Here is a 13,946-nt window from a genome sequence, read left to right on the forward strand (position 1 = left end):
CAACCCCTAAGAGTTGACCCTGTCCCCTCCCCTGCCCTTCCCGCACCTTTCACCGACACCCCTAATCGTTTTGTCATCGGATACGGGCCCCTGCTTCGGCGCCCAACTTTTAGACGCCTTCATCACCCTTACGGATAAACGAGACAGCAACTTGTTTATCGCCGCCCGGCACCTCTAGCCCATCCCCTGGCGGTCTTTACGTAAATTACTTTTCTCCTAAAACGGTTCGCAAAAGTTTCAGCTACTTATCTGAAACTTTTTCGAACAAACCTATTTTCCTACAGTCTCCACCTTGTTCAAGAGGCGTTACTTGGAATCTCGGATCCAGCGCTCAATGTCGAGGCGCCCTGCCTTTCATGCCCCTGGGGTCCGCTTACAGCCCTTCAGACTTGCGTCGGTTTGCCACTATGAAAGAGCTAACCAAGACAAACACAGCAATCACAGCAACCGCACCCACAATTGTTGCCACCGGGAAGCTGATTTGGTCTAGTCCCCCGTAGTACTTAGCCAGTAGGTCCACCTGGTAAAGCCCGGGCGCCAGTTGCGCCTGTACTGACTCAATATCGGCTCGACTATAAGTATCACTGACCGAAGAGACATGCTGTGGGGTCTGGACAATGACTGTGTTCAATCCCGTGGCATCTTGAAGCTCTTGGGCGATGTCGCGGACGTCGGGGGCCCGAACATTCATCACATCAACTACGGCAACACCGTCGCCGTCCCGCAACCCCTTGCTCACATCCGCATTGAGTGTGGCATCGTGGCTAAGCGCCGTGGCCGTATAGGCCACGCCATCGTCTTTGAGCTGATTCGCCAAGTCAGATATATCTACCCCTGCGGGAACCATGCGAATCCCTTCCTTATATATAGGGCCCCTAAACTACTTCTCCCCCAAGATACGGGCAGCTAGAAGCGACCCAACTCCTCAACTCGCCGGTTTTCCCGAAAAGGTGAAACAGAACGCTTGTACTGTTACAATGGCAGCGACCGAAGGTTTTAGCCTCTACAATATCTAGGTGAACCATCGCGTTCTTTGTCGCCTTCAGCACTGCGGGCCCCATGGTCGCGTCCTGTCACTTTAGTGACCGAAGACGCAGAGCACCGCCCCGCGGTAACGACAGACGACGAGTACCAAACAGAACACACTGTTTATCAACAAGGAATGGAGCTCCCTGTGACTGAAAGCTTGAACTCCTTCGAGGCCAAGAAGACCCTTGACGTCAACGGCAAGTCTTATGACTACTTTGACATCAACTCCGTCTCCGGCTTGGAGAAGTTGCCTTACTCCCTCAAGGTGTTAGCAGAGAATCTGCTGCGCCATGAGGACGGCAAGAACGTAACCAAGGACCACATCAACGCCCTGGCAAACTGGGACCCGGAAGCAGAGCCAGACACCGAAATCCAGTTCACCCCAGCACGCGTCCTCATGCAGGACTTCACCGGCGTTCCTTGCGTTGTTGACCTTGCTACCATGCGTGAGGCTGTCTCTGCCTTGGGTGGTACTCCGGATCAGGTCAACCCGCTCAACCCAGCTGAGATGGTTATTGACCACTCCGTCATCGTTGAGGCCTTCGGCTCCACCGATGCACTGGAAAAGAACGTTGAAATTGAGTACCAGCGCAACGAAGAGCGCTACCAGTTCCTTCGCTGGGGTGCTGAGAACTTCTCCAACTTCCGCGTTGTACCTCCAGGAACCGGCATCGTCCACCAGGTAAATATCGAGTACCTGTCCCGCGTTGTATTCGACAACGAGGGCCTTGCTTACCCTGATACCTGTATCGGTACCGACTCCCACACCACCATGGAAAACGGCCTGGGCATTCTTGGCTGGGGCGTTGGCGGCATCGAGGCAGAGGCTGCGATGCTTGGACAGCCGGTATCCATGCTCATCCCGAAGGTCGTCGGCTTCAAGCTGACCGGTGAGATTCCCACCGGCGTTACCGCAACCGACGTCGTACTTACCATCACTGAGATGCTGCGCGAGCACGGCGTTGTCCAGAAGTTCGTAGAATTCTACGGCAACGGCGTCAAGTCCGTTCCGCTGGCTAACCGCGCCACCATCGGCAACATGTCCCCTGAGTTCGGTTCCACCGCGGCAATCTTCCCAATTGATGAGGAGACCACCAAGTACCTCGAGCTCACCGGACGCCCACAGGAGCAGATTGACCGCGTTGAAGCATACGCCAAGGCGCAGGGAATGTGGCTGGAAGAGGATGCCCCGGAGTCAAAGTACTCCGAGTACCTCGAGCTGGACCTGTCCACCGTCGTTCCTTCCATTGCTGGTCCAAAGCGCCCGCAGGACCGTATCCTGCTGACCGAGGCCAAGGAGCAGTTCCGCAAGGATTTGGCTAACTACACCACCGACGAGGTTTGCGTCGACGAAACCTCTGTTGAGGCAAAGCGCATGTCCGCAGAAGGCGGCGCTCCGGCCATGGAAGACGTCACCGGCGGTTTGAACAAGGCCCGCGAAGGCCACGGCGAGTCCTCCGCTCTTGGTGCAAAGGGCCGTCACTCCAACCCGATTACCGTTGAGTCCCAGAATGGTGGCGAGTTCACCTTGGACCACGGCATGGTTGCTATCGCCTCCATCACTTCCTGTACCAACACCTCTAACCCATCCGTGATGGTGGGCGCAGGTCTTATTGCTCGCAAGGCAGCAGAAAAGGGCCTCCAGTCCAAGCCGTGGGTTAAGACCATCTGTGCCCCTGGTTCCCAGGTTGTTGATGGTTACTTCCAGCGTGCAGATCTCTGGAAGGACCTCGAGGCAATGGGCTTCTACCTCTCCGGTTTCGGTTGCACCACCTGTATCGGTAACTCCGGCCCATTGCCGGATGAGGTATCCGCAGCCATCAATGAAAATGACCTTGCCGCCACCGCGGTACTTTCCGGTAACCGCAACTTCGAGGGCCGCATCTCTCCGGACGTCAAGATGAACTACTTGGCATCCCCAATCATGGTCATTGCCTACGCCATTGCCGGCACCATGGACTTTGACTTTGATGCACAGCCCCTGGGTCAGGATAAGGAAGGCAACGATGTCTACCTGAAGGACATCTGGCCATCCCCGCAGGAGATCGAGGACACCATTCAGTCTGCCATCTCTCGTGAGATGTACGAGGCTGACTACGCCGACGTCTTCAAGGGCGACGATGCCTGGCGCAACTTGGATGTGCCGGAAGGCGAGACCTTCAAGTGGGATGAGGATTCCACCTACATCCGCAAGGCTCCTTACTTCGATGGCATGCCTACCGAGCCAAACCCGCTTGAAGACATCAAGGGGGCGCGCGTTCTGGCGAAGCTCGGCGATTCCGTCACTACCGACCACATCTCCCCCGCTTCCGCTATTAAGCCGGGCACCCCGGCTGCGCAGTACCTTGATGAAAACGGCGTTGCACGCAAGGACTACAACTCCCTGGGCTCTCGCCGTGGTAACCACGAGGTCATGATGCGCGGTACCTTTGCGAATATTCGCCTGGCTAACCAGCTGGTCGATGTCACTGGTGGCTACACCCGTGACTTTACCCAGGAAGGCGGCCCACAGGCCTTCATCTTCGATGCTTGCCAGAACTATAAGGAAGCCGGCATTCCGCTGGTAGTCATCGCTGGTAAGGAGTACGGCACTGGTTCCTCCCGTGACTGGGCTGCAAAGGGCACCAACCTGCTTGGCGTAAAGGCTGTAATCACTGAGTCCTTCGAGCGCATCCACCGCTCCAACCTGATCGGCATGGGCGTTATCCCACTGCAGTTCCCACAGGGCGAGTCCCACGAGTCCTTGGGACTGGATGGCACTGAAACCTTCGATATTGAGGGCATCACCGCCTTCAATGAAGGCTCCATCCCGAAGACCGTCCACGTCACCGCCACCAAGGAGTCCGGCGAAACCGTCGAGTTTGACGCTGACGTCCGCATTGACACCCCGGGTGAGGCTGACTACTTCCGCCACGGCGGCATCCTGCAGTACGTCCTGCGCCAGATGGTCAAGAGCTAGGCGCTTTTCGCACAATCCTTAAGCCCCCTGAAGGGCTAAGGGCCTAGGTTCGGTCGATAACGCGGGGTTGCACCGCCCTCCCCAGTAGAGGGCGCTGCGGCCCCGCTTTTCGTCGCATAGATTTTATTCTTATTCAAAATTACTGATTTATTATTCTTTAGACGTTCCCCATTAAGGAGAGTTGCCTACTATGCCAATCGTCAGCGAATCTGAACTCAGCCGCCGTCGGCACGACATTCTCGTAGGCGCTCGCCGGTGTTTTGCAGAGCACGGGTATGAGGGAGCTACAGTTCGTCTACTAGAACAGGCAACGGGCAAGTCCCGCGGCGCAATCTTTCACCACTTCGGTGACAAAGAGTCTCTCTTTCTTGCCTTGGCGCAAGAAGATGCCGCTCGTCAGGCCGAGGTCGTAGCCCACAATGGCTTGGTTGAAGTAATGCGTGAGATGCTCCAACATCCTGAGCGTCACGATTGGCTAGCCACTCGCTTGGAAATCACATCCCTCCTCCGCACTGATCCTTCCTTCGCCGCTAGGTGGAAGGAAAACCAGTCGGTTCGTGGCGAGGCCGTGCGCGCACGCTTGGCGTCCAATGCGGACAAGGGCCGCCTGCGCGATGATGTTGAAATCGACACCTTGGCTATCTATCTAGAGGTGTTTATGGATGGGTTCATCAACCGGCTCGCCTTGGGCGAAACCGCAGAGCTGGAAAAAGTCCTTGACTTAGTAGAGCAATCTATCCGTGGCGGTCAGGCGGATCTGTCTTAATCCCGTCTGAACAGTCCTGCTCCCGGCTGCTTGTTACTTGAAACACGCAATAGCCGGGAGCTTTTAGCATGGGCTCAGCGGCGCGGTGACGGTAATTTCTTTTCCGTGACTTGGGCGTAGGTCGATATTTCCGCCACAAACTGCGGATCATGGCAGGTAACCACTAAGGCACTGCCGGACTGTAGGCCGTAGTGGATTAGTTGGTGCATGAGCCATCGGTCCGCGGCGGAAAGCAAGGTATCTGGCTCGTCGAGCAGCACCTTCTGGCGGTGCTGCCCAATAACGTGGGCCACTTGCGCAAGCCGCAGGCGTGATGATGACAAATCTAAGGGATGATCAGCAGGATTTAATCCCAACAGGTTGCGCAAAGCTTCATTGGGTACAAATTCCTCCACTGTGGAAAATGCCGCCTGGTCAAACGGCGACTGCATAGCAAGGGCGGGAAGATTTCGTACAACTCCCCCGCCATCAAGCCCGGCGGCGGCGCGCAAGAGCGACGTTTTACCGCTACCATTATCACCGCGCAACCACGTCACCCCGGCTTCCACGGTGGGGATTTCTACGGGTCCGACGCTAAAGGTTGTTCCGGTGGGCTGGGAAAATTGCCACCACCTTTTCTTCTTTGGTCCTCGCTGGGCAATTAGCGGGCCTATGCTCCCCTGCCTCCCGCGCGCATATACCCGCGGCAGGTTGAGGGGTGCTACGAGTGGTTCTGTTCCTATGATTTCTCCGCCTAGCTCTGGCCAGGTAGTACTCGATACGGCAATAACGCAGGTATGCGGCATTGCCTGCAGAAGGTTAATCACTTGTGCGCGCGACTCTGAATCGAGGCCAGCTGCGGGTTCACAAATGATCATGATCACGGGCTCGCGGATGGCCACACAGGCTGCGGCTAATCTGCGAGTTTGGCCGCCAGACAGCTGCGCGGGGTCATGTTCACAGTAGGCAGAAAGGCCCACTGCGCTAAGCATATGCTCCCCGCGGACTTGCATCTCCTCCGCAGGAACACCCGCGTTTTCCAAGCCTAGTACTACTTCTTCAATACAGGTCTCGCGCAGGAAACTAATTTGTGCGGAAGCATCCGTGCCGATGATTGCTGCGGTGGATAAAGATTCCGCTAGCTGCGCCGCAACATCTTCTACTGCTTTATCAGGATCGACGAGTACCTGAACGATGGCCCCAGGGGTGGGGCGAAGGTGGGCTAGATCCATCTAGCAATCACCACCGCAAGGCACACTAGCGGGATGAGGAAGCGTAAGACTCGGGACAACCTGGAATCGGCAACGGGCCGCAATAAGCTGCGTTGCCCTTCCTGGTCGAACCCGATAGCGGCCAGGGCTTGGCCGCGTTGAGTTCCTTGGATGAGGAGGCGAGCGATGACAGGAATAATGACGCGAGAGATGGTATTGCGCCAGGTTATGGTGATTCCGGCTAATTGGTTGGCTTCACGGACGCATCGCCAGGCATGCGCACCTTGGGGCAAGGTCTGTAGGGAGGAACCAACCACATACGCCACCTTGTGTCCGGCGCGGGAGATTTGCAGCCATTTGGCGATATCCGCGATGCGCAGCGCCGCCATTGCTGCGATGAAGCAGGCCATGAGCGCACAGAAGCGGAGGCTGAGGCTACCGGCGAGCATCAGGCCGTCGGCAGTAAGCAAAGGCGCAACTGGGGTGTCCCCGTAGGGAGCATGAATGACCAGCATGGAAAGGGCCGCTGGCACGCTCAGTGCAAGCGTAGTCAAAATCACGGAGGCGTTGCGGGTAGATACAGTGCCGCAGGCAAGGGCAACGAGCATGACGCTTGCCGACGTCACTGGGGTGTTCAGCGCCAAGGTAAGGATCCAGCCGCAGGCCGCAATGGTGACTACGGTGGCAGGATGAAGGCGACTCATCAGCGTGGTTGCAGCGATTCACGGGTGCGTTGCGGCAAAGCTTTTACCGCTGCCCAGACGATGAGGAAAACCAGCGCTTTATCCAGGGGATCTGAGATGAAGGACTGCAGGGTAACCGAGGCGATAAGGGAATTGCCCAGCTCACGGAAGAGCGAAACAACCGCGCCCGTACCAAGGCCCGCAGTACCGCCATAAACAAAGGCAGCAACAGGGGCGGCGAGCATGCCGGAGACAATGCCAATGACGGCGCCACTGAGAATGACCCACCATACCTTGGTAAATGCGCCCTTCTTGATGACGAATCCGGATAGGAATCCCGTGGCGGCGGACACTGCAGCGAAAGGCAAAGCAGCGGGGTTGAGCAAGCCCCAGACGACAGAAGACAGCGTGCCGGTAGCCAAGCCAGCAATGGGACCGGCAAGCGCGGCTACCAGGATAGTTCCCACGGAATCGATATAGAGAGGGATGCCGATTGAACCAATGATTTCACCAACGACAATATTAAGGACCAGCGCCACCGGGATGATGGCGATGGTTCGCGCTGGTAAAGCCGGCACGGTGCCAGCAAGCAGGAGCGCGGCGCCGATAAGATAGCCGCTCAGGGTAACGAGCGCTTCAGTCGAACCAGCAACAGAATGCCAGTCCGTGGGGCGCAAAAGCACCAGGTAAATCCAAGTCGCGGCTACGATTAATGCACCCGCGATGACCATGGCCTTGCGGGCGGGGGTGAGAGAAAGCTGTGACACAATAAAAATCCAAATCCATAAATAGAAAAAGGGCATAGAATACGCCGACCGCAGATGGTGCTGCTTTCCTATGTCACCTCGGAAAGCGATTCTGCACGGCACGTGCGCCGCGAATAATAGTAGAGGTTCTGCTCTTTAAAAGCCACTAGCGTGAAGCCAATAGTCTAAACCCCCGCAGACATTCTTGATGCGCGGCTTCCATATCTGCGCTCGTAACCAGTCGTGCGTTGTGGGCCCGGCCCCAGTGGTTTCGCAAGTCCGCAACGCTCGTCCCCCGCAATAGCGGCGATTCCGCTTCGACATCAACGGTAGTCTCTACAACCTCGAAGTCGATCTGCTTCAAGGCGATCATGCATGTCAAAAGGTCGTGGATTTGGGCTTGATAGCCTTCCCCCTGCGCCTGGTGGAATTCAAAATAGTAGCGCAACACATCCGGCAGGATTTGTGCCATAGGGTGTCCGTGCAACAATTCCATGACCGCTTCTAGGCGCTGTGGGGTAATGAGAAACTGCTCTGTTAGCTCAAGCGAACATAGTGTGGTGGGAACGCGCGGGGCAGATGAATGAAAGTGCTGGGCGGCGGCGTGCGGATCAACCCAAAAGTTCCATTCCGCGGTCGGGGTGGTATTTCCCCGGTAGTTAACCGCGCCGCCCATGATGGTAATGGCACCAAACTGCGCGGCGGCCTCGCTCTGCGCTTTTTCAAACGCAGCTAGATTGGTAACCGGCCCGGTAACAATCAGCTGCAGGTCGTGATGGGCACCTAGTGCTTCTATCCATAGTCGCTGCCAATCGCGGTGGTGCAGCGTGGTAGTAGGTGCTGTGGCATAGCCCAACCCCGTCGGACCATGGGTCTCAGGGGTTGTGGTGAGATCTACCTTCAAGGGACGGGGCAAGCCGGGGGCTACGGGGACATGGGCAAGCGAGCACAAATCCAGGATCCAGCGGGCATTGGCCGCAGTCTCATAGGCCTCGGCGTTGCCGGCTGTGGTGGTAACTCCCACCAGCTCAATATCCCCGGCATGATGAAGACCCGCCAAGTACATCAGGGCGAGGCAATCATCTATGCCGGGGTCACAATCAATTAAAACAGCTGGAGGCGTGGCACTCATAGTGCCAGCCAGTCTAACGCCTTACTTGATGGAGCTCACCGGATTGTCGCCATCAACAAAGGCGAGCGGGGATTCCGGCAGGGTTTCGCGGCCGAGGGCCTCGACAATGACATCGGCGACCAGCTCGCGCGAAGAAGTCATGGACTCCTTTAGCGCCTTATCCTCGATCTGCTCCAGCCCCTGTGCTGGCTCCTCGGTCAGCATCGCTGGCTTGAGGATAAGGTGCGGAAACTCTGCCTGAGCAAGGCGATTGTCTACTTCCTTCTTGGACTCAACGTAGGCATACCACTTCTCGTCGGCGGGATCCGTGGTGGCCTCCTGAGAACCGACATAGGAAATCATGAGGTAGGTAGGCAGATTCTCGCCTTCTTGCTGCAACTTCTCCATCGCGTCAACGGTAGCGAGAGCACCATCGCGGTCCACGGCCCACGTAAGGTCTGCCCCACCGCGGCCGCCGTTGCCAGCGCCCCACACTACGGCGTCATAAGCGGCGAAAAGCTCCGCCCACTGCGCAACGGTCTGCTCAGTAATATCGGCCAATACTGGGGTCGCGCCGAGCTTTTCAATCTCAGACTTCTGCTCAGGGTTGCGGATAAGGGAGTGGACCTCGTGGCCGGCCTCCACCAGCTTTGGGGCGGCCAACAGGCCGACCTTGCCATGTCCACCGATGTACAGAATCTTCTTCTTATCAGTCATACTTCCCCACCGTAACAACGCAGCCTCTTTTCCGCAGCGCCTCGGCCATCGCTGGTGGCAAAATGGCGGCGGTAGCTGCAGCGAGCAGATAAAATTGCACGCATGTATGCCATTATGACTGTCACCGGAGCCGATAGCACCGGCATTATCGCCGCGGTGACCACTACCCTTGCCCAACTCGATATCAACGTCATTGACGTCTCCCAAACGCTCATGGGCGGCTACTTCACCATGATTCTGCGCGTCGAATTTGATGCGGAGAAGGTCTCCATCCAGACCATCAAGGAGCATATGCGCCCCGTGGCGGAAGAAAAGCACCAGTCCATCCGCATTCAGTCCGAAGACCTCTTCACCGCCATGAATGAGATTTAAATGAACACGCGTTTTAATACCACTAATATCTTGGACACCATCGAGATGATTGAGAACTATCGTCTCGATATCCGCACCGTAACCATGGGCATCTCGCTCCTTGGATGTACCCGATCCACCATGGAAGCTACCTGCCAGGCCATCTATGACCGCGTCACGCAGCAGGCCGGGCGCCTAGTGGAGGTATGCGAAGGCATCGAGGGCGAGCTGGGTATCCCCATCGTGAATAAGCGCATCTCCGTCACCCCAATATCCTTGGTAGTAGCCGGTGTAGCAGGAAACCCCGTCGACGCCGCAAAGGCACTGGACAAGGCAGCCAAGGAGGTAGGAGTCAACTTCGTAGGCGGCTATTCCGCTCTGGTAGAAAAGGGCGCGACCACCGCGGAACAAAAGCTCATCAGTTCCATTCCAGAAGCGCTAGCTACGACTGACGTCGTGTGTTCCTCCGTCAATATCGCCAGCTCCCGCGCCGGTATCAACATGGATGCGGCAAGGAAGATGGGCGAGGTTATCAAGGAAGCCGCCGAGCTGACCAAGGACAATTCCGCCATTGCCTGCGCCAAGCTGGTGGTCTTTGCTAACTCTGTGGGTGACAACCCATTTATGGCCGGCGCGTTCCACGGCATCGAAGAACCCGATTGCGTAGTCTCCGTCGGCGTTTCTGGCCCAGGTGTTGTCGACCGCGCCTTGGGATCACTTGAAGGGGCGAGCCTGGACCAGGTAGCGGAAGAAGTGAAGAAGGCCGCTTTCAAGATCACCCGCGCCGGGCAACTGGTGGGCACCATGGCTTCCGAGCGCCTTGGCGTGCCCTTCGGAATCATCGACCTTTCGCTTGCCCCTACTGCCGAATTGGGAGATTCGGTGGCCCACATCCTTGAGCACATGGGCCTAGACCAGGTAGGCACGCACGGTACAACCGCTGCTTTGGCTCTGCTTAACGACGCCGTAAAGAAGGGCGGCATGATGGCCTGCTCCCGCGTCGGCGGTCTGTCTGGATCCTTCATCCCAGTCTCCGAGGATAAGGGCATGATCGATGCGGTTAAGTCCGGCTCTATCTCCATGGACAAGCTGGAGGCCATGACCGCCATTTGCTCGGTGGGTTTTGACATGATTGCGCTGCCGGGCGATACCTCGGCCGCGACCATTTCGGGCATGATTGCTGACGAGGCCGCCATCGGCGTGATGAATCATAAGACCACGGCGGTACGCGTGATCCCGGTTCCTGGCGCCCAGGTGGGCGACGAGGTGAGCTTCGGCGGCCTCCTGGGCTACGCACCGGTAATCCCGGTCAATAAAGTGGGTAATGCGGAGTTCATTAACCGCGGCGGCTTCATCCCCGCCCCAGTGCATGGATTCCGCAACTAAGGAGAGCGGCAACCGCGCCGCGGCCTAGTCCGCGGCGTGCTCTTCGCCAGGTTTTTCCGACTCCGCCCATTCGGCTAAGTTGGCCTGGAAGTGCTGGTAAGAAGACTCCAGCTGGTGTCGCTCCACCTCGCCACCGACTTGGCGGCGGGCATCGGAGAAGATGGCCCGGGCGGCGTCGGCAAGCACGCCCCGGCGCTCAGCAGTACGCAACAGGGCAACGACCTTGGCCAAGTTATCCAGCAGGCTAAGGTATATTTCTGCATTATCTGCCGCATCGCGCCGAATCTGCGCGAACATCGCCTCAACAATTTCCTCGTAGCTAAAGGTTTGATAATCGAGCCGGAATTGCCCAGCCACGTGCACAATGCCCTGCGGCAACCGCTTATCCCCAATCACGGTAAGAATCTGGGTAAAGCGGTCAATGATGTCTATGACCGTATAGGGGTCATTGACGCCGGTGCTCAAAGCGCGGGCGGCGATTTCCGCGAGGTGCCGGGCGGTAAATCGTGGGTCGTGGGCCGAGGCATTTTCGCGGTGCTGCGTGAGCACGATGTGACGCTCAATATCTTCCGGCAAATGCGGCACGCCGTGTGCGATGACCTCTCCTTCCAGCACCAAGTCTCCCGGTGCCACGCCCAGGTGCACCGCGCAGTTCTCCTGCGCCGCCGCCTGCGCGATGGCGTCATAATCCACGAATTTAAGGTAACCAGTCTCGCTGCTGCGCCGCTTCTCCGCAGCTTCGTAAAATTCCGGCCCCGGCGCCTTAGCCTCCTTTTCCTGCTCGCCGCGCTGGATAAGTCGGCGCATGTGGTCCTCTACGTCTTGTGCAACTACGTGAACCACGTGGGACATGCTGATCGATTGCGCAATATGCACAATGAAGTAGATAAGGAACACCACGCACGCGAGGGCCAGCAGAACCGTCACCGCCACGTTCAATGAAGGAACGTGCTCTTCTTCCCCATCGCCGCCAGTGCGCACCGCGCGGAGGGACAGCAGCGCAAAGGTGAAAGTGGCAAGATAGATCGCCAAAGTAGATTGGATGGAGCGGTCTTTTAAAAACTCATGTAAAAGGCGTGGGCCCATCACCGTGACCACACCAGATAGTGCGGTCAGCGTGATGAAGAAGACTGTGCCGGCCAATGACAGCGAGGACGTAGCTACGGCGCTCAAAATGCCCTGCGCGCTATCAGCGCTGCCATCATAAAAAGGCGTGGCTGCCACATCGAAATTGCTACCAATCGCAATAAGCAGCTCCGCACCCACTGCGGCGATCGCCACCGCCACAGCTGGGATAAGCCAAAATTTCTCCCGCCAGGCGGGCATCCTCTCCAGCAGCGTCTTCATATGCTCCTACGCTAGCTCCACAATTTCCATATAGTCATCGGACCACAAATCTTCGTCACCATCGGGCATGATGATGACGCGTTCTGGGTCCAAGGCCTTAACCGCACCCGGGTCGTGTGTTACCAGCACCACAGCACCGGTGTAGGTCTTGAGCGCATCAAGCACCTGCTCGCGCGAAATCGGATCCAGGTTATTCGTCGGCTCATCCAGCAGCAGCACATTCGCGCGGCTAGAGACCAGCGCGGCCAAGGCTAGGCGCGTCTTCTCACCGCCGGATAGAGTGCCCGCGGGTTGTTCCAACTTCTCGCCGGAGAACATGAAGGCACCAAGCAGACTACGCAGTTCCTGCTGATCCGCGTCTGGGCAGGCGTCAATGGTGTTTTGCCATACAGACTTATCCGGATCGATGGTGTCGTGTTCCTGCGCAAAATAGCCGATCCGCAAGCCGTGGCCGCTGACGATGCCACCTTCACCGTCGGTGCGCTCCACTCCGGCCAGCAATTTCAACAGCGTGGTCTTACCCGCGCCGTTATAGCCCAGCACCACTACTCTTGACCCTTTATCGATGGCCAAATCCACCCCGGCGAAGACCTCTAGGGAGCCGTACATTTTGGTCAGCCCCTTAGCATTCATGGGTGTCTTAGCGCACGGAGCCGGCTCGGGGAACTTGATATTGGCCACCTTATCGGCCACCCGTACCTCGTCGAGCTGGCTCATCATGCGTTCAGCGCGGTGGAGCATCTGCTTGGCCGCGGCGGCCTTCGTTGCCTTGGCGCCCAACTTAGCGGCTTGCTTTTGCAGTGCGGATGCTTTCTTTTCCGCATTGGCCCGCTCTCGGCGACGGCGCGCTTCATCGGTAGCACGAGCATCGAGGTATTTCTTATACCCCATGTTGTATACATCGGCCTCGCCGCGAACCGCATCGAGGAACCACACCTTATTACACACGGCCTCAAGCAGCTCGACGTCGTGAGAAATCATAATGAGCCCGCCCTCATGCTTGGACAGGAATTGGCGGAGCCACGTAATAGAATCCGCGTCCAAGTGGTTCGTCGGCTCATCGAGGAGCAGGGTGGTCTGGGATTTTCCGGACCCCTCGGTAGCGGCAAAGAGAATTTGCGCTAGCTCCACGCGGCGGCGCTGACCACCCGAGAGAGTTTTGAGTTGCTGGTCTAGGACGCGCTGCGGCAGACCCAAATTATCGCATATTTGCGCGCACTCGGAGTCGGCTTCATAGCCGCCAAGCGACTCGAATTGCTCCTCCAAGCGGGAGTATTTCCGGATGGCCTTATCCCGGAACTTATCGTCAGTGGCCGATTCCATAAGCTCTTGTTGCTTGGCCATGCGGCGCTTGAGATCATCCAAACCGCGGGCGGAGAGAACGCGCTCTCGCGCCGTCTGTTCAATATTTCCTTCGCGGGAATCCTGGGGCAAATAACCAATGGGGCCCGAACGAGTAACTGAGCCGCCATAGGGCTCGGTCTCCCCTGCCAAAATGCGCATAGTCGTCGTCTTGCCCGCGCCGTTGCGGCCGATAAGCCCGATGCGGTCACCGGGTTGCACACGCAAGTGCTGCCCTGGGGCTTCGAGAAGCGTGCGCGCTCCTACCCTGACTTCGAAATCATTGGTTACAATCACGAAGAAACAGTCTAGCAATTGAC

At 57.5% G+C, this 13,946-nt stretch carries 12 protein-coding genes; 4 read left to right on the forward strand and 8 right to left on the reverse strand.

What is annotated here, in order from left to right; all coding sequences use genetic code 11:
• Positions 1-373 precede the first annotated feature (373 nt).
• On the reverse strand, positions 374-847 hold the full coding sequence (locus tag MHK05_RS11460) for an Rv1476 family membrane protein (RefSeq protein ID WP_239206857.1): 474 nt from the start codon (positions 845-847) through the stop codon (positions 374-376).
• 327 nt (positions 848-1,174) lie between these two features.
• On the opposite strand from MHK05_RS11460, the gene can reads away from it, so the two are divergent.
• Positions 1,175-3,988 (forward strand): aconitate hydratase, encoded by a 2,814-nt coding sequence (gene can / locus MHK05_RS11465; RefSeq protein WP_239206858.1) that lies wholly within the window; start codon positions 1,175-1,177, stop codon positions 3,986-3,988.
• Between the two features lie 190 nt (positions 3,989-4,178).
• Complete coding sequence (locus MHK05_RS11470; RefSeq protein ID WP_049378160.1) at positions 4,179-4,754, forward strand: TetR/AcrR family transcriptional regulator; 576 nt, start codon at positions 4,179-4,181, stop codon at positions 4,752-4,754.
• 74 nt (positions 4,755-4,828) lie between these two features.
• On the opposite strand, the gene MHK05_RS11475 is transcribed toward MHK05_RS11470, so the two are convergent.
• From MHK05_RS11475 to MHK05_RS11495, 5 genes are all read right to left on the reverse strand, one after another.
• A complete protein-coding gene (locus MHK05_RS11475; RefSeq protein ID WP_239206859.1) occupies positions 4,829-5,965 on the reverse strand; it encodes a P-loop NTPase family protein in 1,137 nt (378 codons plus the stop codon).
• Complete coding sequence (locus MHK05_RS11480; RefSeq protein ID WP_239206860.1) at positions 5,956-6,648, reverse strand: energy-coupling factor transporter transmembrane component T family protein; 693 nt, start codon at positions 6,646-6,648, stop codon at positions 5,956-5,958. Before MHK05_RS11480 ends, MHK05_RS11475 begins: the two co-directional genes overlap by 10 nt.
• Entirely contained in the window at positions 6,648-7,358 is a 711-nt protein-coding gene (locus MHK05_RS11485) for an ECF transporter S component (RefSeq protein WP_239206865.1), read from the reverse strand. Before MHK05_RS11485 ends, MHK05_RS11480 begins: the two co-directional genes overlap by 1 nt.
• A gap of 181 nt (positions 7,359-7,539) precedes the next feature.
• Positions 7,540-8,505 carry a nucleoside hydrolase gene (locus MHK05_RS11490; protein ID WP_239206861.1) on the reverse strand — a complete coding sequence of 322 codons (966 nt, stop codon included), beginning with the start codon at positions 8,503-8,505 and terminating at the stop codon, positions 7,540-7,542.
• A gap of 21 nt (positions 8,506-8,526) precedes the next feature.
• On the reverse strand, positions 8,527-9,201 hold the full coding sequence (locus tag MHK05_RS11495; RefSeq protein WP_239206862.1) for an NAD(P)H-binding protein: 675 nt from the start codon (positions 9,199-9,201) through the stop codon (positions 8,527-8,529).
• A 102-nt stretch (positions 9,202-9,303) separates the two neighbouring features.
• On the opposite strand from MHK05_RS11495, the gene MHK05_RS11500 reads away from it, so the two are divergent.
• Positions 9,304-9,573 (forward strand): ACT domain-containing protein, encoded by a 270-nt coding sequence (locus MHK05_RS11500; protein WP_049360814.1) that lies wholly within the window; start codon positions 9,304-9,306, stop codon positions 9,571-9,573.
• Complete coding sequence (locus tag MHK05_RS11505) at positions 9,574-10,938, forward strand: PFL family protein (protein ID WP_239206863.1); 1,365 nt, start codon at positions 9,574-9,576, stop codon at positions 10,936-10,938.
• Positions 10,939-10,962: 24 nt separating this feature from the next.
• Here the strand turns inward: MHK05_RS11505 and MHK05_RS11510 are convergent, their stop codons facing one another.
• Together MHK05_RS11510 and MHK05_RS11515 are read right to left on the reverse strand one after the other, a co-directional pair.
• Positions 10,963-12,285 (reverse strand): DUF2254 domain-containing protein, encoded by a 1,323-nt coding sequence (locus MHK05_RS11510; protein WP_239206864.1) that lies wholly within the window; start codon positions 12,283-12,285, stop codon positions 10,963-10,965.
• A gap of 6 nt (positions 12,286-12,291) precedes the next feature.
• Positions 12,292-13,923 carry an ABC-F family ATP-binding cassette domain-containing protein gene (locus tag MHK05_RS11515; RefSeq protein ID WP_239206866.1) on the reverse strand — a complete coding sequence of 544 codons (1,632 nt, stop codon included), beginning with the start codon at positions 13,921-13,923 and terminating at the stop codon, positions 12,292-12,294.
• Positions 13,924-13,946 lie beyond the last annotated feature (23 nt).

The sequence above is a fragment of the Corynebacterium nasorum genome (assembly GCF_022347325.1).
GTDB classification, from domain to species: domain Bacteria; phylum Actinomycetota; class Actinomycetes; order Mycobacteriales; family Mycobacteriaceae; genus Corynebacterium; species Corynebacterium kefirresidentii.

Coding starts and splice junctions, on each gene's coding strand:
- MHK05_RS11460 (WP_239206857.1), bottom strand. CDS start 847: ATGGTTCCCGCAGGGGTAGATATATCTGACTTGGCGAATCAGCTCAAA.
- MHK05_RS11470 (WP_049378160.1), top strand. CDS start 4,179: ATGCCAATCGTCAGCGAATCTGAACTCAGCCGCCGTCGGCACGACATT.
- MHK05_RS11475 (WP_239206859.1), bottom strand. CDS start 5,965: ATGGATCTAGCCCACCTTCGCCCCACCCCTGGGGCCATCGTTCAGGTA.
- MHK05_RS11480 (WP_239206860.1), bottom strand. CDS start 6,648: ATGAGTCGCCTTCATCCTGCCACCGTAGTCACCATTGCGGCCTGCGGC.
- MHK05_RS11485 (WP_239206865.1), bottom strand. CDS start 7,358: ATGGTCATCGCGGGTGCATTAATCGTAGCCGCGACTTGGATTTACCTG.
- MHK05_RS11490 (WP_239206861.1), bottom strand. CDS start 8,505: ATGAGTGCCACGCCTCCAGCTGTTTTAATTGATTGTGACCCCGGCATA.
- MHK05_RS11495 (WP_239206862.1), bottom strand. CDS start 9,201: ATGACTGATAAGAAGAAGATTCTGTACATCGGTGGACATGGCAAGGTC.
- MHK05_RS11500 (WP_049360814.1), top strand. CDS start 9,304: ATGTATGCCATTATGACTGTCACCGGAGCCGATAGCACCGGCATTATC.
- MHK05_RS11505 (WP_239206863.1), top strand. CDS start 9,574: ATGAACACGCGTTTTAATACCACTAATATCTTGGACACCATCGAGATG.
- MHK05_RS11510 (WP_239206864.1), bottom strand. CDS start 12,285: ATGAAGACGCTGCTGGAGAGGATGCCCGCCTGGCGGGAGAAATTTTGG.